Origin of the sequence: Pseudoxanthomonas sp. (assembly GCF_036845285.1) — a bacterium.
Lineage (GTDB): Bacteria > Pseudomonadota > Gammaproteobacteria > Xanthomonadales > Xanthomonadaceae > Pseudoxanthomonas_A.
The window spans coordinates 1-17,272 of record NZ_DAIUEE010000024.1 but is presented as its reverse complement, the minus strand read 5'-3'; the positions used below and the strand labels follow the sequence as shown (position 1 = coordinate 17,272).

General features: G+C 66.8%; 16 protein-coding genes. 7 read left to right on the top strand and 9 right to left on the bottom strand.

Going from position 1 to position 17,272, the window contains the following annotated elements:
- Positions 1-62 precede the first annotated feature (62 nt).
- Genes V7060_RS18170 through V7060_RS18135 form a run of 8 tightly spaced genes read right to left on the bottom strand, consistent with a single transcriptional unit; the run spans position 63 to position 7,227 of the window.
- Complete coding sequence (locus V7060_RS18170) at positions 63-620, bottom strand: cytochrome b (protein WP_334180619.1); 558 nt, start codon at positions 618-620, stop codon at positions 63-65.
- Positions 621-643: 23 nt separating this feature from the next.
- Positions 644-1,987, bottom strand: coding sequence for a DUF3100 domain-containing protein (locus V7060_RS18165; protein ID WP_334180618.1), 1,344 nt, complete (start codon positions 1,985-1,987; stop codon positions 644-646).
- Positions 1,988-2,046: 59 nt separating this feature from the next.
- The gene (locus tag V7060_RS18160; RefSeq protein WP_334180617.1) at positions 2,047-2,244 is read right to left on the bottom strand and encodes a tautomerase family protein; all 198 of its coding nucleotides are present in this window, start codon (positions 2,242-2,244) and stop codon (positions 2,047-2,049) included.
- Positions 2,245-2,247: 3 nt separating this feature from the next.
- Positions 2,248-3,015 carry a fumarylacetoacetate hydrolase family protein gene (locus V7060_RS18155; RefSeq protein ID WP_334180616.1) on the bottom strand — a complete coding sequence of 256 codons (768 nt, stop codon included), beginning with the start codon at positions 3,013-3,015 and terminating at the stop codon, positions 2,248-2,250.
- Positions 3,012-4,055 (bottom strand): 4-hydroxy-2-oxovalerate aldolase, encoded by a 1,044-nt coding sequence (dmpG, locus tag V7060_RS18150; RefSeq protein WP_334180615.1) that lies wholly within the window; start codon positions 4,053-4,055, stop codon positions 3,012-3,014. Before dmpG ends, V7060_RS18155 begins: the two co-directional genes overlap by 4 nt.
- A complete protein-coding gene (locus V7060_RS18145; RefSeq protein WP_334180614.1) occupies positions 4,055-4,996 on the bottom strand; it encodes an acetaldehyde dehydrogenase (acetylating) in 942 nt (313 codons plus the stop codon). Before V7060_RS18145 ends, dmpG begins: the two co-directional genes overlap by 1 nt.
- Positions 4,997-5,000: 4 nt before the next feature.
- Positions 5,001-5,798, bottom strand: coding sequence for a fumarylacetoacetate hydrolase family protein (locus V7060_RS18140; protein ID WP_334180613.1), 798 nt, complete (start codon positions 5,796-5,798; stop codon positions 5,001-5,003).
- Entirely contained in the window at positions 5,779-7,227 is a 1,449-nt protein-coding gene (locus V7060_RS18135) for a 2-hydroxymuconic semialdehyde dehydrogenase (RefSeq protein ID WP_334180612.1), read from the bottom strand. Before V7060_RS18135 ends, V7060_RS18140 begins: the two co-directional genes overlap by 20 nt.
- A 286-nt stretch (positions 7,228-7,513) precedes the next feature.
- Here V7060_RS18135 and V7060_RS18130 point away from each other — a divergent pair, with 286 nt between their 5' ends.
- The 5 genes from V7060_RS18130 to V7060_RS18110 are packed head-to-tail and all read left to right on the top strand — an operon-like array spanning position 7,514 to position 11,848.
- Positions 7,514-8,668, top strand: coding sequence for an amidohydrolase (locus V7060_RS18130; protein WP_334180611.1), 1,155 nt, complete (start codon positions 7,514-7,516; stop codon positions 8,666-8,668).
- Positions 8,669-8,727: 59 nt separating this feature from the next.
- Positions 8,728-9,636, top strand: coding sequence for a hypothetical protein (locus V7060_RS18125; RefSeq protein ID WP_334180610.1), 909 nt, complete (start codon positions 8,728-8,730; stop codon positions 9,634-9,636).
- Positions 9,633-10,490, top strand: a complete 858-nt coding sequence (locus V7060_RS18120) for a VOC family protein (protein ID WP_334180609.1) — start codon at positions 9,633-9,635, stop codon at positions 10,488-10,490. The genes V7060_RS18125 and V7060_RS18120 overlap by 4 nt, the downstream gene beginning before the upstream one ends.
- Positions 10,487-11,167, top strand: coding sequence for a class II aldolase/adducin family protein (locus V7060_RS18115; RefSeq protein ID WP_334180608.1), 681 nt, complete (start codon positions 10,487-10,489; stop codon positions 11,165-11,167). The genes V7060_RS18120 and V7060_RS18115 overlap by 4 nt, the downstream gene beginning before the upstream one ends.
- Positions 11,168-11,206: 39 nt before the next feature.
- Positions 11,207-11,848 (top strand): ChuX/HutX family heme-like substrate-binding protein, encoded by a 642-nt coding sequence (locus V7060_RS18110; protein WP_334180607.1) that lies wholly within the window; start codon positions 11,207-11,209, stop codon positions 11,846-11,848.
- A gap of 8 nt (positions 11,849-11,856) precedes the next feature.
- Here the strand turns inward: V7060_RS18110 and V7060_RS18105 are convergent, their stop codons facing one another.
- Positions 11,857-12,561 (bottom strand): FCD domain-containing protein, encoded by a 705-nt coding sequence (locus tag V7060_RS18105; RefSeq protein ID WP_334180606.1) that lies wholly within the window; start codon positions 12,559-12,561, stop codon positions 11,857-11,859.
- A 380-nt stretch (positions 12,562-12,941) separates the two neighbouring features.
- On the opposite strand from V7060_RS18105, the gene V7060_RS18100 reads away from it, so the two are divergent.
- Both V7060_RS18100 and V7060_RS18095 read left to right on the top strand, forming a co-directional pair.
- A complete protein-coding gene (locus tag V7060_RS18100) occupies positions 12,942-15,917 on the top strand; it encodes a TonB-dependent receptor (RefSeq protein WP_334180605.1) in 2,976 nt (991 codons plus the stop codon).
- A gap of 10 nt (positions 15,918-15,927) precedes the next feature.
- Entirely contained in the window at positions 15,928-17,115 is a 1,188-nt protein-coding gene (locus V7060_RS18095) for an alpha/beta hydrolase-fold protein (RefSeq protein WP_334180604.1), read from the top strand.
- Positions 17,116-17,272: the final 157 nt, after the last annotated feature.

The window sequence follows — 17,272 nt, the reverse complement described above, 5'->3', positions numbered from 1 at the left end:
GATGAGCTGGGACCGATGCCGATCTTGAACAGGTCGAACGTGCTGACTGCCATGCGCGCTTGTCAGTCGGCGCGTCGCGTGCGCCAGGGCAGCATGCGGCGCAGCGTTTCGTCCCTGCGGAAAACGTGATGATGCAGTGCCGCTGCCGTATGCATGCAGACCAGGCTTGCCAGCGACCAGAACAGCACGACATGCGCGGTGTCGACCGGCTTGCGCAGGTCGCCATTTTTTGCCGCCAGCGAGGGCAGGTCGACCAGGCCGAACCAGGGCAACGGCTGGCCGGCGACGGAGTTGAGCAGCCAACCAGACAAAGGCACTGCGCACAGCAGCGTGTAGAGCAACAGGTGGCTCGCGCGTGCGGCACGCAACTGCCATGCGGGTCCGGCCAGCGGATCCGGTGTGCGCGTCGCCATGCGCAGGGCGATACGCACGATGGCGAGTGCGAGCACGGTGATGCCGATCGACTTGTGCAGGGCGAACATCGTCTTGCGCAGATCCGTGCCGCGCTCGAGATCGACCATGACCAGCCCGATCACGGCGACCGATACGATCAGCAATGCACCCAGCCAGTGCAGCAGCTGCACCGACCGCGCCCATGTTGTATCCGTGTCGCTCGACATGGAAGGTGCCTCCGGGTTCGACATCAGTGGAAGAGTTCGGCGATCGTCGCGGAGCCGATGAACGCGCCAGTGGCGGCGATCAGCGACACGATCACGATGCGCCAGCCGAGGCGGCGGAACATCGGCAGCTTGCGCGCCACCGCAAAGCCTGCCAGTGCGAGCACGGTGGTAGTGATGCTCATGAACTGCACCTGGTTGATCAACTCCGCGGTGCGTGCGGCCAACGGCCAGCCCTCGGGGATGGTCACCAGCGTCGCGCCGATGGCGAGGAAAAGCATCAGCGGCAGCTTGCGCACGAGCTGCTTGAGCAGCAAGCCGGCCAGCACGATGCAGGCCATGATCGTCACGCCCGGCAATGTCTGCAGCGGCGCGATTCCGTGCCCGATCCAGTTGCTGAGGATGATGCCGGCAGCCATCAGCGCCAGTGCCAGCAGGCTGTCGCGCAGGGTGGGCCGATCGTCTTCGCCTTCGAGTGCGGCGGCGACGTCGAGATCGCGGGTTGACGGCGCGCGGCGCGCGATCGCGGTGCGGCCGAGTACGGGTTCGAGACGGGTGTACAACCAACTGCACGCGGGCAGGGTGATATAGGCGGCGAAGTAGAAGCCGACCACGCCGGCGATCAGGTTCGCGGCGCCGGCGATGGCGGTCAGCTCGCGCACGAAGTCCGGCGACTGCCCGTGGGTGATCGGGCCGAGCGCCGCCGCCATCATGCTGCCGGAGCCGATACCCGCGCCCATCGCCAGTGAGCGGATGTCGAAGATGCCGGTGGCGGCTACCGCGCTCGCCAACAGGGACAGGTACACCGTGCCGAGCACGGTGCCGGTGATGTACTCGGCCAGTACGCCGCGGCCTTCGGCCGATTGCAGGCCGTACCGCTGTCCGATGATCACCATCGCCGTTTCGCGGCCGATGGAGAAGGTGGCGCCGACCGCCTCGCGCTTGATGCCGAGCAGCAGCGCCAGCGGCAGCGCCAATACCATGGTGCCGAACGCGTGGCCGAGTTCCTGGAACGCCAGCGCCCAGCCGACCTTGCGCAGCGCTTCGATGCTGTAGCCGGCCATCAGGCCGAGCTTGACGATGAAAAGAAGCAGCGCGGTGCCGAGCAGCTTGTCGGCGTAGTGCTGCAGCGGAAGTCCGAGCTGCAGCCATGCGGGGAAGCGCGCATGCCACGCGGCAAGCGCGGTCGTCGCGAACAGGGTCATCAGCATCGGCAGGATCACGATGCTGGCCGGGCCAAGCGGAATGCTGATCGGGCCGATCCACTCCGCGACCGCCGTCGCCACCAGTACCACCAGCAGCAACATCCACAGCTTCGGCGGGAAATCCGTGGACGTGGCGGCGTGCGAAGGCGTCGATGCATCGGACATGGGCGGCTCTTGCTGGGGCATGCGGAGGTGCGGGGAACGTCGTCGGGCGTGGAGGTGTTTTAGCCCATGTCCGCCGGTGGCGCCTTCGGTTCGCCGGCGGTGTACCACTGTGCCGGTGGGATTTCGTGGATCAGCACGCGCACGGCGGTCGCGGGCACGCCGAGGTGGGTGGTGGCGGCGTCGGTCACCGCGCGCGCGAACGCCTGCTGCTGTTCCTGCGTACGGCCGGCCAGGATGTGGGCATGAAGGATGGGCATCGGTTACTCCTCGACGTGGAAGCCGCAGCGGCCGAGCGATTCGACCTCCAGCGACACATGGATGCCGGCGTGCAGCGCGCTGGCGGCGGTGGCGCCACCGGCGAGCACGATATCGCCAGGCTGCAGGGTTTCGCCCGCTTCCGCCACGACGCGTGCCGCGGCCACCAGCGAACGCAGCGGATGGCCGAGGATCGCCGCGGTGGAGCCGAACGCCTGCGGACGACCATCGAAGGCCATCACCAGGCCGAGGTTGTCGAGGTCGGTCGCCGCCGAGCGCCACGGTCCGACCACGAACCCGGATGACGAACTGTTGTCCGCCACCACGTCGGTCAGCGAGAAGCGGAAATCCTGGTAGCGCGAATCGATGATCTCCAACGCAGGCGCCACCGCTTCCACGGCGGCCAGCGCTTGCGGTGCGGTCACGCGGCCCGACAGCGGACGGCTGATCAGGAACGCGACTTCCGGCTCGACGCGCGGATGCACGTAGTCGCGCAGGCGGATGCTGTTGCCGTCCTCAACCAGCATGCCTGAGGTCAGTCGCCCCCAGATCATGTCGGACACGCCCATCTGCACCATCTTCGCGCGGCTGGTGAAGCCCATCTTGATGCCGATCCGGCGTTCGCCGCGCTGCAGGCGACGCTGGACGCTCAGGCGCTGGATGGCGTACGCCTGCTCAAGCGTCAGCGCTTCCTCCAGCTGCGGCGTGGCGGTGGCATCGTGCGCGGCGCCGTCCAGTCGCTCGGCGAGCGAGGCGAGGTCGTAATGCATCATGCGGCTTCCACCCGGGTGTTCTTGCGCGCCAGCAGGTCCAGCGCGACGTCGACGATCATGTCTTCCTGCCCGCCAACCATGCGGCGTTCGCCCAGCTCGATCAGGATCGAGCGTACGTCCAGACCGTAGTCGGCAGCGGCTTTCTCGGCGTGGCGCAGGAAGCTGGAATACACGCCTGCGTAGCCGAGGCTCAGCGTCTCGCGGTCGACACGGACCGGACGATCCTGCAGCGGTCGCACCAGGTCTTCGGCGGCGTCCATCAGCGTGAACAGGTCGCAGCCATGCGTCCAGCCCATGCGTTCGGCGGTGGCGATGAAGACCTCGAGCGGTGCATTGCCGGCGCCGGCCCCCATCCCGGCGAGCGAGGCATCCACGCGGGTCACGCCGTTCTCGACGGCGACGACCGAATTGGCCACGCCGAGCGACAGGTTGTGGTGGGCATGGATGCCGATCTGCGTTTCCGGCTTCAGCGCATCGCGAAGTGCGCGCACGCGGTCGCGGGTGGCATCCATCGTCAGTGCGCCACCGGAGTCGGTGACGTAGACGCAACAGGCACCGTAGCTTTCCATCTTCTTCGCCTGCTCGGCGAGGGCGGTGGGCGGCGTCATGTGGCTCATCATCAGGAAGCCGGCGACGTCGATGTCGAGCCGGCGCGCCTCCTCGATGTGCTGGCGCGCGACATCGGCTTCCGTACAGTGCGTGGCCACGCGGACCGAGCGCACGCCCACCGCGACGGCGGCGCGAAGCTCGTGCACGGTGCCGATGCCGGGCAGCAGCAACGTGGTCAGTTTCGCTTGCGTCACGCTCCCGGCGACGGCTTCGATCCATTCCAGGTCGGTGTGGCGGCCGAAGCCGTAGTTGAAGCTGGACCCGGCCAGTCCATCGCCATGCGCGACCTCGATCGCGGCGACGCCGGCGGCATCCAGTGCGCGTGCGATCGCGCGGACATGGTCAAGGCCGTACTGGTGGCGGATGGCGTGCATGCCGTCGCGCAGGGTGACGTCCTGGATGTAGAGCGGGGTGTCGTTCGCGGTGTCCATCACGCGACCTCCTTGCAGTGCGCCAGTTCGGCGATGCGCTCGGCCGCGGCCAGCGCCGCCGACGTCATGATGTCGAGGTTGCCGGCGTAGGCAGGCAGATAGTGGCCAGCGCCTTCCACTTCCAGGAACACGGACACCTTGAGGCCTGCCGCCGCCGTCGGCTGGCGCAGGATCGCGGCGCAGGCGGCGGCATCGAGTTTCTCGAACTGCACGTCCTGCTTCAGCCGGTAACCGGGCACGTAGCCGGCGACCGCGGCGACCATGGTCTGGATCGAGCTGCGGATTGCGGTTTCGTCGCCGCCCTCTGTCAGGCAGTACACGGTGTCGCGCATCATCAGCGGCGGCTCGGCCGGATTGAGCACGATGATCGCCTTGCCCTTCGCCGCGCGGCCGACGGTTTCGATCGCACGCGATGTGGTTTCGGTGAATTCGTCGATGTTGGCGCGCGTGCCCGGGCCGGCCGACTTGCTGGCGATGCTGGCGACGATCTCGGCATAGCGCACCGGCGCCACGCGCGAGACGGCTGCGACGATCGGGATCGTCGCCTGGCCGCCGCAGGTCACCATGTTGAGGTTCCCGGCGTCGATGTGTTCGTCGAGGTTGACTGCGGGCACCGCATACGGACCGATGGCGGCCGGCGTCAGGTCCACCGCGCGCTTGCCGTCGGCCTTCAGTTGTTCGGCATGCCGGAGGTGGGCGCCGGCGGAGGTGGCGTCGAACACCAGCGCGATGTCGCGGTACTCCGGCATCGCGCGCAATCCATCGAGGCCTTCGTGCGTGGTGGCGACGCCGAGCCGGCGCGCACGCGCCAGGCCATCCGATTCCGGGTCCACGCCGACCATCGCGGCGATTTCCACGTTGCGCCCCTGGCGCAGCAGCTTGATCATCAGGTCGGTGCCGATGTTGCCCGAACCGATGATGGCGACCTTCATCTTGCCCATCGCGTCACTCCCTGGAGAACGTTGCCGCCACCCGGCCCAGGCCGGAGATGCGGGCTTCGAAGACATCGCCGGCGGCGACCGGCACCATGGGGCCGAGCGCACCCGACAGCACCACGTCACCCGCGCGCAGCGGGCGGCCGGTGCGCGCGGCGGTGCGCGCGAGCCACAGCACCGCGTTGAGCGGATTGCCCAGGCACGCCGCGCCGCAACCGACCGACACGGGTTCGCCGGCCTTCTCCAGGCTCATGCCGCACAGGCGCAGGTCGAACGCGTCGATCTTCTTGGGTGTGCCACCGAGCACGTACAGCCCCGACGATGCGTTGTCGGCGATGGTGTCGAAGATGCTGATCTTCCAGTCGCGCACGCGGCTGTCGACGATCTCGATGGCCGGCAGCACGTAACCGAGGGCATTCAGCACGTGGCCGAGCGTCGGTTGTTCGACGTCGAGGTCGCGTTCGAACACGAAGGCGATCTCGGCCTCCACCTTGGGTTGGATCAGGCGCGACAGCGCTACTTCCTGGCCGTCGCCATAGCCCATGTCGTCGAACAGCATGCCGTAGTCCGGCTGGTCGACGCCGAGCTGCTTCTGCACCGCGACCGATGTCAGGCCCACTTTGCGGCCGACGACGCGACGGCCGCTCTGTTCGGCGGCGCGCGTGAGCAGGGCCTGCACCGCATAGGCGGCGTCGATGCCTTCCGCTTCGATCAAGGGCTTGACCGGATCGCAAGGCGCGCGCGCATCCAGGGCGTGGCCGAGCAGGTCCGCCGCCTGGCGGACGGCGTCAGAGCTTGATGCAGACATTGCGCAACTCCGTGTAGAACTCGAGGCCGTGCACGCCACCTTCGCGGCCGATGCCCGATTGCTTGGCGCCACCGAAAGCGGTGCGCAGGTCGCGCAGGAACCAGCTGTTGACCCAGGCGATGCCGACCTGGATCGCAGCGGCGACGCGGTGCGCGCGCGACACATCGCGCGTCCATATCGACGTCGCCAGTCCGTACGGCGTGTCGTTGGCGGCGGCGATGGCGTCTTCCTCGCGGTCGAACGGCGTGATGTGGCAGCACGGCCCGAAAATCTCCTCGGTCAGCACCGTCGAGTTGACGGGCAGGCCTGTCCAGATGGTGGGTTCCACCCACCAGCCGCCGGACAACGTGGACGGCAGCTGCGGGATGCCGCCGCCGGTCACCACGGTGGCGCCTTCGTTGCGCGCGCGCGCGTAGTAGGAGAGCACCTTGTCGCGGTGCTGCTGGCTGATCAGCGGACCGAAGTTCGTGTCTTCGTCCCACGGATCGCCTGGATTCAGCGCCTGCGCCGCCTCCTTGAGTCGCAGGACGAACGCATCGAAGATCGGCCGTTCGACATAGATGCGCTCGGTGCCAAGGCAGACCTGGCCGGAGTTGAGGAATGCAGAGCGGGTGATGCCGGCCACGGCGGCATCGAGGTCGCAGTCGGCGAACACCAGTGCCGCGTTCTTGCCACCCAGTTCGAACGACACGGGACGTACGCCGACCGCAGCCGCCTTCATGATCGCGGTGCCGGTGCGCGTTTCACCGGTGAAGGTGATGCCGTTCACGCCGGGATGTTCGGTGAGGTACTGGCCGGCACTGTCGGGGCCGAAACCGTGCACCACGTTGAACACGCCGGGCGGCACGCCGGCATCGTTCATCACTTCGGCCAACAGGGTGGTGGTGCTGGGCGTTTCTTCCGACGGCTTCACCACCACCGTGTTGCCGGACGCCAGTGCCGGCGCGACCTTCCAGGTCATCAGCAACAGCGGCAGGTTCCAGGGGCAGATCACCGCGATCACGCCACGGGGCGTGCGCAGGCCGTAGTTGATGGCGGTGCCGCCGTCGGGCGTGGGGGAGCGGAAGGCTTCCGTGGCCGACTGCGCGATCTGGTCGGCGAACACGTCGAAGTTGGCGGCACCGCGAGGAATGTCGAGATGGCCCGCCAGGTCGACCGGCTTGCCGGTGTCGCGGACTTCGGCTGCCACGAAGTCGTCGAAGCGCGCACGGATGCCATCGGCGACCTTGCGCAGCACCGCAGCGCGTTGGCCATCGGTGAACGTGCTCCACGGCCCCTGCAGCGCGGCGCGGGCCGCCTGCACGGCACGGTCGACGGTGTCGGCATCGGCTTCGTGCACCTGGCTGACGACCTGGCCGGTGGCAGGGTCGATGTTGGCGAACAAGGGGCGGGACGAGGTCACCGGCTGGCCGCCGATGTAATGCGTCACGACGGGAAGCGTGGAGGAGTGAGGCTGTGCGGCGGGAAGGGTCATGGGTGGTCCGTGAGGGATTCCATTCGGATTTACGAAATTCCTGACCAGCGCCATGGCGTGACGCGGCGAGTCCAGGAGAGGATGTCAGGACATAAAGTCGAAATTCTTACGTCGATGGAACCGAATAATGCACGAATTCTGGATGGTTGTCGCGTAAATATCGAAATTATGTTTGACAAGCGCGGGTGGCTCTGGTCTTATCGCGCCGTCCGGTCCTTTTACTAATGGAGTTCCTGTCCGCATGGCCACCGTGCTCGATCCCCTGATTGCCCTCGCGCCCCGCATGACCGAGTGGCGCCATCGCATCCATGCCTGGCCCGAGCTGGGATTCGAGGAGGAGCGGACGTCCGCGCTGGTCGCCGAGGTCCTGACGGGCCTGGGCCTGCAGGTGCATACCGGCCTGGGTGGCACCGGCGTGGTCGCGGTGATCGACAGTGGCAAGCCGGGCATGTCCATCGGCCTGCGTGCCGACATGGACGCGCTGCCAATGGACGAACAGAGCGACCTGCCGTTCCGTTCGCAGCGTCCGGGCGTGGCCCACACCTGCGGTCACGACGGCCATACCTCGGTCCTGCTGGGTACGGCGCAATACCTGGTGGCCCATCCCCCGGCCACCGGCCGCGTGGTGCTGATCTTCCAGCCTGCCGAAGAGGGTGGCCGCGGCGCGATCAAGATGGTCGAGGATGGCCTGTTCACGCGTTGGCCTTGCGACGAGGTCTATGCCTTCCACAACATGCCCGCGCTCAAGGGCGGCGAGGCCAGCGTGCGCGCCGGTGCGACGCTGCAGTCGCTGGCGGTGTTCGAGATCGAGATCGAAGGCGTCGGCGGCCATGCCGCCGCCCCGCACCGTGCGAATGATCCGCTGCAGGTCGCTGCACGCCTGGCCGTCGAGATCAGCGCCATCGTCGGGCGCCACATCGACCCGATGGAAGCGGCACTGATCAACGTGGGTAGGCTGCAGGCCGGCACCACCCACAACATCATTCCGTCCACGGCGTCGCTGAGTGGCACGATGCGCTCGCTGTCCAAGGACGTGCACGAGGAACTGCTCAAGCGCCTGCGCGCCCTGTGCGAAGGCCAGGCGCAGATCTCCGGCTGCAGGATCGATCTGCAGATCCCGCATTCCTGTCCGCCGTGCATCAACTCGCCCGAACAGGCGGCGCTGGCGGCCGAGGCGATCGCCGACGTGCTGGGCGCGGACAACGTGAAGACCGACATGCGGGCGTACCCGTTCTCCGACGACTTCTCGTACATGCTCGAGCAGTGGCCGGGTGCCTACCTGTTCCTCGGCATGGACAGCGCCATGTGCCACCACCCGACGTTCCGCTTCGACGACCAGTTGTTGCCTGTCGCGGCCAGCGTGTTCGCCCGCATCGTGCAGCGCCGCTTGGGTTGAGCGCGACGCCGCGGGCATGATGAGGCATCTTCCGGTCAGTCCATCCAGCAGGTAGCGCCATGCAGATCGCCATCGAACAACTGCGTTATGTCGTCCTTGGGACGCGTGATCCGGAGGCGGCGCGCCGGTTCGCCGTCGCCGAGTTGGGGTTGCAGGTGGCGAACGAGAGCGCAGACGAGATCGCGCTGCGCTCGGACGAGCGGCAGTACAGCGTGGTCTTCGCGAAAGACGACGCGCGCCGCCAGGCGGTAGGACTGGAAGTGCGCGACGACGCGGTGCTGCTGGCCGCATCCGCGATACTTGAGTCGCGTGGCATCGCGCTGGTACGCGACCCTGCGCTGGCGTCGCGCCGCAACGTGCGCGCGCTTGCCGCGTTCACCACGCATGGCGGCGTGCGCGTGGAACTGGTGGTGCGTCCGCAGCACCAGGCGTGGCGTTTCTTTCCCGCGCGCGACACGGGAATTACCGGCCTGGCTGCCGTATCGCTGCGCAGCACCGATGTCGCCGCGGATGAGATGTTGTTCGCCGAGGTGTTCGGCATGCGCATTGCCGACTGGATAGGCGATGCCGCCTATCTCGGTTTCGATGGCGCGCATCACCGCCTGGCGCTGCATCCCGCCTCGCGCGCCGGTGTGCTGGCGGTCGAGTTCGGCGTGGAAGGCATCAATCAGGTGATGCAGCAGTTCTACCGGCTGCGACCGGAGGAGTCCGAAGCGATCGCGCACGGACCGGGCCGTCGCCCCGTGTCGGACCAGGTCTTCCTGACGTTCCGCGGGCCGGACGAGGTGCTGTACGCCTTCGTCGCCGAAGGCAGGCAGGTCGATCCCGCTGCGCCGCCGCGTCCGCGCCAGTTTGCCGACGGTCCTGCGTCGCATTGCAGCTGGGGCAGTGAATGCCGCGTGCCCGAACTCGACGGCCGTGCCGCTGCGCCGGCGAGGCCGTCCCTGCGCGGAGTGCCGCGGCCGTGATCCACCTGCGCGACGTCAGCTACGTCAGGCTGGGTACGCGCGACCTGGAAGGCGCCACGCGCTACGCCACGGCGATCCTCGGGCTGGAGATCAGCGAACGCAGCCGCGGCGCGGTGCATTTCAAGTCCGACCAGCGCGAGCACACGCTGTGCTATTTCGAGGGCGATCCCGCCGACCAGGTGGTGGCGTTCGAAGTCGACAGCCGCGTGGAGCTCGATGCGGCCGGCGCGGAGCTCGAAAGGTTGGGCCACCCGGTGCATCGCGGCACCGCGGATGAGGCGGCGCTACGCAAGGTGCGCGACTTCGTGGCGTTCCGCGACCCCACCGGCAACCGGATCGAACTGGTGTGGCGGCCGCAGATGGGTGCGCGCCGTTACCGCGGCGAGCGCGATGCCGGCATCACCGGCTTCAGCCATGTCGGCCTGTGTACGACCGACGCGGTGCGCGATGAGGCGTTCTGGACCACGGTCTGCAATGCGCGCGTCAGCGACCGCATCGGCGACGCGCCGCTGCTGCGCATCGACGAGATCCACCACAAGATCGCGCTGTTCCCGACCAACCGCGCCGGCATACAGCACATCAACCACCAGGTCGAAACGTCGGACGACGTGCAGCGCTCGTTCCACTTCATCCGCGAACAGGGTATCCCGGTGGTGTTCGGGCCAGGACGGCATCCCACTTCGTCCGCGCGCTTCCTCTATTTCGAAGGGCCGGACGGCATGGTGTACGAGTACTCGTCCGGCGTGCGCTCCATCGCCGACGAACTGATGTACCGCGAGCGGCAGTTCGAATTCGCGCCGCCCGGTTTCTGCGAGTGGGGCGCCAAGCCGGGGATCAAGGAATTCAAGTCGTGACGGATTGCATCGACGCATTGTCTAGGACGGTCCGTATCGCGGCGCGCGCACTCGGCCGGCATGGACTGGTGCACGCCTACGGGCATTGCAGTGCGCGCATCGATGCGGACACGTTCCTGGTCGCGCCCTCGCGCCCGCTCGGCCTGGTGGCGCTCGACGACGCCTGCAGCGTGGTGCCGTTGACGGGTCCGCTGCCGGACGGTGTATTGCCGGAGGTGCGCATCCACCGCGAGATCTATCGCCTGCGCCCCGACGTCGGTGGCGTGGCGCGCGTGCAGCCGCCGAAGACGATGAGCCTGAGCGTGCTCGGCCTGACGCCGGTCGCGCGGCATGGATTCGGCAGCTACTTTCATCCACAGCCACCCCTGTGGGACGACCCGTTGCTGCTGCGCAGCGATGAGCAGGCGGCGCAGCTGGCCACGCAACTCGGCGATGCGCGCGCGATCGTCATGCGCGGCAACGGCGCGGTGACGGCGGGCGAATCGCTGCAGGCGGCGGTCGTGCTGGCGTGGTATCTCGAAGACGCATCGCGTGTCGAACTCGATTGCCTGTCGACGTCGGTCGGACCCACCCGTTTCACGGATGCGCAGTCGCAGGCGCGCGCCACCTGGAATGGGCGCCTGCTCGAACGCATGTGGGATTACCTCACTGCCGGTGATCCCGAATCGATCGGCTGACGCCGTCAGTCGTCCTCCTCCCAACGGAACCGCCATCGCATGAAGAACCTGTTGCTGACGGCGTCGCTGCTCGCGACGCTGGGCCTGGCCGGCCACGCCCACGCTTTCGATACCTGCGCCTCGGCCGACGACGCCAAGGTGATCCAGCACTACTATGCGCGGACGCGCCCGGGCGCGCCACCACCGCCGGTCAGCCGCCTGTTCCGCATGAAGGAAGCGACGGTCGTCAGCGCACTGGATCGGAAGCAGGCCTACGGCGTCCGTTCCAATCGGCTGTTCTTCGACCAGGTATGGAAGTCGGTCGACGCCTGGGGCGCCGACACGAAGATCGGCATCGTCCTCACCTCCGGCGGCATGCATGCCTGGAATTTTCCGAGCACGGTGCCGCAGACGCAGGCCAGCAGCAGCTTGATCTGGTACGACATGTATGCGGACGAAGGCGCCGGCGTGCACGGCCACATCACGCCGCAGGAAGTCGACCAGATCTGGGCGATGAAGCTGCCGACCAGGGACGCCGACACGTTCACCCGCATCCTGGCCTTCTACGGCAAGGAGGGCGACCTGATCGTCGGCCTGTACGTGTCCGAGGGCGTCAAGGCGTTCGACCCAAAGGCCGTCGCCGGGTTCGAGAAGACGTGGGAACTGCTGGAGACCCAGCCGCGGATCTGCGCTGCCGGCTGAGGCCGGCGTCAGGCCGCTTCGAGGGCGGCCATCGCCTTGCGCACTTCATCGTAGGTCCGCATGAGGTGATCCTGGGTAAGGCGGCATGCGCGCAATGCATTGCGGTCGACGGCGGCTTCGAATATCGCCTGGTGCTCGTCGTGCACGAAACGCTTGCCGCGCGACGCGCTCAGCGATACGCGGCGATAGCGTTCGGCCTGGTGGTAGAGCAGTTCCTGCAGTTTGATCAGCCACGGCGAGTCGCAGGCGGAGATCAACGTGGTGTGGAACTCGTGGTTGCGTTCCTCCCACGCATCCAGGGTCTGCTGCGGCAGCGCTGGCGCTAGTTCGGTCACGTCCTTCTCGATCTCGCTCAAGGCCTCGAACGCCGTTCGCAAGCGCTGCTCCCACTCGGCGCCGCCACGTTCGATCGACACGCGCAGGGCCTCGGTCTCGATCAGGTTGCGTACGCGCGAGATGTCGTCGAGTTCGTCGAGCGACAACGGCGCCACCCAGAAGCCGCGCTGATCCTCGGTCTTGACCAGCTGGTCGCCGACCAGGCGCGCCAGCGCTTCGCGCAGGGGCGACATGCCGATGTCGTACTGCTGGACCAGCGCTTCCAGCTTGAGCTTGCTGCCGGCCGCGAGCTGGCCGTGGACGATGTCGCGGCGCAGGCGCTGGTAGGCGCGGCGAGCCAGCGTGCGAGCGGACGACGGAGCGACTTGGAGGTTCATGGGGCCAGTGTGCGCGGGGAATTTCGAAAATCAAGCGCGCGCCGTTGGCGCAGTGCAGCACCAGGGCATGAAATTTCGATAACTTTCTAGGTGCCCGCTGCGGCCGGTTCCACGTAATTGATTGTTTATCAATGTAAATCAGGTAATTTCTCTGTAAATCGACGACGCGCAGAGCAGGAATGCGCAAAAAATATCGTAATTATTCTTGACAGTGCGCTGTCACTTTGCTGTTATCCGGGTGCCGTTCTAACGAAATTTCGTGTGGTTCCACGCGCGCACTGGACACCGTCGCGTCACGGGATGGGCAGCGGGACAACGCCCGGAAGCAGGGAACCGGCACAACCGATACATCTGTCAGCCAATCGAGCCTCGGGGGAATGATGAGCAGTCGAGCAGGTCGTACGCGTGGGGTCGCCGGCGGTGTGTCGGTGTTGGCGATGTGCATCGCCGGGGCATTGCATGCGCAGGAGGTTGCTCCCGCCGCGGCGAAGGACCTGGACACGGTCGTCGTGACGGGTACCAACATCCGCGGCGCCGAGCCTGCGGGCAATACGGTGCAGGTCATCAGTGCCGAGCAGATCCGCGACAGTGGCAAGGCGACCATCGGCGATTTCCTGCGCGACCTGCCGGCGAACTTCGCTGGCGGCGTGGGTATGTCCGACAACGTCCAGGGCGGCCAGGATTCCAGCGTTGCCGGTTCCAACATGACTGGCGGACAGGGCGTGAACCTGCGCGGCCTGGGCGCGCTCTCGACCCTTGTGCTGGTCAATGGTAGGCGCGTGGCGGCTTCCGGCCAGTACGGCGACTTCGTTGATATCTCATCCATCCCGACCAATGCGGTGTCGCACATGGAGGTGCTGCTGGACGGTGCCTCGGCCGTGTACGGTTCCGATGCGGTCGGCGGTGTGGTGAACATCATCCTCAAGCGCAGCGACGACGGCGCGCACACCAGCGTGCGCCTGGGCACCACCAGCCAGGGCGGCGGCCAGCAACTGCAGGTCGGCCAGACCTGGGGTACGCAATGGGACGGCGGCGGCCTGATCGCCGGTTACGAGTACAACCGCCAGGACAACGTGCTGGCGAACGACCGCGACATCTATAACGGCGGCGACTTCAGCGACCGCGGCGGCATCAACTGGCGTCGCATGACCGCGCGCGCTGGCGCGGAAGCCAACCTGTTCAACGGCACTGCGGCCGGCAACGGCGTGGTCGCGCGTCGCGTCCCCGGCGGCGCAGGCACGGGCCTGACGGCCGGCAACCTGATTGCGGTGACCGATGGCGTCGGCAACACCTACAACGCCTGGGACATGGTCGACATCCTGCCGGAGATGGAACGCCACAGCGCGTTCTTCAGCTTCGAGCATGGCGTGGGCGAAGCCCTCGAGTGGAACGGCGACCTGCGCTATTCGCAGCGCCGCGGCACCTACAACCAGGGCTACCAGGCGCTCTATGGCACGGTGGGTCCGAACAACCCGTATTTCATTCCCGGAGTCGCCAACAACTATGGTGTGCTGATCGACGATCGTCCGCTGCAGCGCGAGATCGAGGCCGACTCGTTCGCTGCGTCGTTCGGCGCCGTGTTCGATCTGGCCGGCAGCTGGCGCGGTGAAGCCGCGCTGTCCTACAGCCGCGAGGAACAGCGCCGCGACTCGGACGTGCAGCGCAACGCCAACATCTACGACCATCTGCCGGGCGCGGGCGGTTCGCAGGTGCAGGCACCGACCTCGATCCAGTGCAGCCAGGGCCTGGCGGCCAATGCCTCCGTGGCGGCGCGCAACTACTGCGCCGGCCTGAACTACACCGCGTTCAATCCGTGGACCACGGATGCGTTGCCGGACGCGGTGCTGGCCCAGCTGATCGGCTACGAGGACCTGAAGTTCACGTCGTGGCTGGCGCAGGCCAGCTTCAAGGTCGACGGCGACCTGTTCCAGATGCCGGGCGGCACCGCCAAGCTGGCGGCTGGCGTGGATTGGCGCCGCGAGAACATCGGCGGCCAGCTGGACTTCAACTGGCGCTCGACGTCCGACCGGCACGAAGCCTTCGGCACGACCGAGCGCGATGTCGGTGCGCTGTTCACGGAACTGGCGTTCCCGCTGATCAGCAACGACAACGCGATGGCCTTTGCGAAGAAGCTGGACCTGTCCATCGCCGGCCGTTACGAGCGGGGCCGCGGGATGGGCGACTTTTCCACGTTCAATCCAAAGGTCGGCATCGACTTCAAGCCGACCGACGGCCTGACCCTGCGTGGCAGCTGGGGCAGCTCGTTCCACGCACCGCCGATGCGCTACGCCTACAACGGGGTGCAGCCGATCACCGGCGGCAACGGCGCGTTCATGCGTGCCGACCTGTACACCGCCCCCTGCGCCACCACGCTGGTCCCGCTCAATGGAGTGACCGGGACGCCGGGTGGCGCAGGCAACTGTACGTTCACGGCCATCGTCATATCCGGCGGCGCCGGCCCTACGTTGAAACCAGAGGAAGCGAAGACCTGGACGCTCGGCTTCGACTGGAAGCCGGAGTGGCTGCCCGGCCTGCATGTCGGCGCCAGCTACTTCAACCTGAAGATCGACGACCGCATCGTGCGCATCCAGGCTGGCCAGCTGGGCGGCATCCTGGCGCAACTGTTCGCCACCGGCACGACGCCTTACCTCGATAGCCTGGAGATCAATCCAAGCCTGGCTCGGGTACAGGACATCATCAACAACGATCCACGTTATCTCGGCCAACTGGGTGCCGGCCCCGTGCAGGCAGCAGGGGACGTGGCGATGATCGTCAACGCCACCCAGCTCAACCTGGCAGCGCTGAAGATGGATGGCATGGACTTCGATTTCAGCTACCGCTTCGAACCCGACCGGGCCGGTTCGCTGGAGCTGTTCGCGCGCGGCACCTGGCTGAACTCGTATGAAGTCGAGGCCACGCCGGGCTCCGGCTTCGTCGACCAGCTGGGCAAGTACAGTGCGGTCGGCAATCCGGTGCCGCTGCGCTCCATGCAGGGCGTGCGCTGGAACTACGGCAACCTCAATGCGTCGCTGACGATGAACTACGTCGACGACTACGAGTGCGCCTCGGGCTGCTTCCAGCCGAATGCCGTCGGCGTCCCTGTCGCCATCACGCGTCCCGTGAAGATCGATGCGTGGAAGACCTTCGATTTCAACATCGGCTACGATCTTTCCGGGTTGGGTGGTCTGTTCACCGATTCGCGGTTGAACTTCACGGCGTTGAACTTCACCGATGCCGCGCCTCCATTCATCGATGGCGGCACCGCCGCAAACGATGCGCTGGCGGATCCCTATGATCCGACCAACGCCAACGTAATGGGTCGGACGCTGGTGCTGTCCTTTGACAAGCGTTGGTGATGCAGGTGGCATGCGCGGCGACGTCGCGCATGCCCGGATCGGCAGGGGAGTGGAGCAGACGATGAAGGCATGGGTGAGGATGGAGTGGTTGGTCGCCGTGCTGGCGCTGCTGACGGTGGCGGCGCCCGCGGCGGCAGAAGCCCTGGTGGTGCCCGGCGCGCAGCAATTCGACCTCACGTCCAGCGCGGGCGAGCGGACCTATCGGGTCTTCGTGGCGATTCCCGCGAAGCCGGCGCCCGTCGGCGGCTACAGCGTGCTTTACGTCATGGATGGCAACGCGATGTTCCTCACGGCACTCGAGTCGGTGCGCGCGCTGGAGCGCAGGCCAGACGTCCCCAAGGACCTCGCCACCGTGGTGGTCGGCATCGGCTATCCCGAGGGCGTCGACATCGGCATCGAGCGCACGTTGGACCTGACGCCGCCAGGCAGCCGCAGCCCGCGTGTCCAGGCGCCCAGCGGTGGCGCCGATGGCTTCCTCACTTTCATCGAGCAGGACCTGAAGCCGAAGATCGCGTCGCTGGCGAAGACGGATCCGAAGCGCCAGGGAATCTTCGGGCATTCGTTTGGCGGCTTGTTCGTGCTGCATGCGCTTGCAACGAAGCCGGAGGCATTCCAGTCGTACATGGCCGCCAGCCCCTCGGTGTGGTTCGATCCGTCGATCCGGGACCGGCTGGGCGCCACCAAGCCGACGAAAGGGACGCTGTTCCGGCTGCTGGTCACGGCAGGCCAGTACGAACAGACGCCGTCGCCGTCCATGCGGGTGCAACCCGATGCCGAACGCATGATGGCTGCGCTGCGGGAACGTCGCCAGGTCGACAACGCGCGCAGCATTGCCGAACAGGTGGGGAAAGCGCATGGCATGGAGACGCGCTTCATCGAGATCGCCGGCGAGGACCATGGCAGCGTGATTCCGTCCGCTATCGGCCGTGCGGTCTATTTCATGTTGGCGCCGCCACTGCCGGTACCCGCCGTCCCATCCGCGAAAGCGTATCTGGACATGACGTCGGACCAACGCTACGACCTTCGCTTGCGGGTGCGCGACCTGCCCGATGTATCGCGTATCCCATGGTTGAATGCGTTGAAGGAAGTGCTGCACAACGGATTGACCAAGGAGCAGGTCGAGACGCTGCACGCGGAGCGCAACCGGATGGATGCCGAGGGTGGAACCCGACCCCATGAGGTCAATGCGGACAAGTGAGCTTGTCTTGATGTCGGAGTGGGTGCGAGTCAACGGGAGTTCGACCTCACCGGTCCAATCCTGCTTGAGGCGTTGAATCGTGCTTTGGGTCGCCGGTCGGAATGGAGTTACCAGCATTCTGTGGACAAGGTCTAGCATCCATGCGATCAGCAGGAGG

Bases quoted from the DNA above. Each gene is read 5' to 3' on its own strand.
- V7060_RS18140 (WP_334180613.1), bottom strand. From the start codon at position 5,798: ATGTCTGCATCAAGCTCTGACGCCGTCCGCCAGGCGGCGGACCTGCTC.
- V7060_RS18100 (WP_334180605.1), top strand. From the start codon at position 12,942: ATGAGCAGTCGAGCAGGTCGTACGCGTGGGGTCGCCGGCGGTGTGTCG.
- V7060_RS18095 (WP_334180604.1), top strand. From the start codon at position 15,928: ATGCGCGGCGACGTCGCGCATGCCCGGATCGGCAGGGGAGTGGAGCAG.
- V7060_RS18145 (WP_334180614.1), bottom strand. From the start codon at position 4,996: ATGGGCAAGATGAAGGTCGCCATCATCGGTTCGGGCAACATCGGCACC.
- V7060_RS18165 (WP_334180618.1), bottom strand. From the start codon at position 1,987: ATGTCCGATGCATCGACGCCTTCGCACGCCGCCACGTCCACGGATTTC.
- V7060_RS18125 (WP_334180610.1), top strand. From the start codon at position 8,728: ATGCAGATCGCCATCGAACAACTGCGTTATGTCGTCCTTGGGACGCGT.
- V7060_RS18130 (WP_334180611.1), top strand. From the start codon at position 7,514: ATGGCCACCGTGCTCGATCCCCTGATTGCCCTCGCGCCCCGCATGACC.
- V7060_RS18110 (WP_334180607.1), top strand. From the start codon at position 11,207: ATGAAGAACCTGTTGCTGACGGCGTCGCTGCTCGCGACGCTGGGCCTG.
- dmpG (WP_334180615.1), bottom strand. From the start codon at position 4,055: ATGGACACCGCGAACGACACCCCGCTCTACATCCAGGACGTCACCCTG.
- V7060_RS18105 (WP_334180606.1), bottom strand. From the start codon at position 12,561: ATGAACCTCCAAGTCGCTCCGTCGTCCGCTCGCACGCTGGCTCGCCGC.
- V7060_RS18155 (WP_334180616.1), bottom strand. From the start codon at position 3,015: ATGATGCATTACGACCTCGCCTCGCTCGCCGAGCGACTGGACGGCGCC.
- V7060_RS18160 (WP_334180617.1), bottom strand. From the start codon at position 2,244: ATGCCCATCCTTCATGCCCACATCCTGGCCGGCCGTACGCAGGAACAG.
- V7060_RS18170 (WP_334180619.1), bottom strand. From the start codon at position 620: ATGTCGAGCGACACGGATACAACATGGGCGCGGTCGGTGCAGCTGCTG.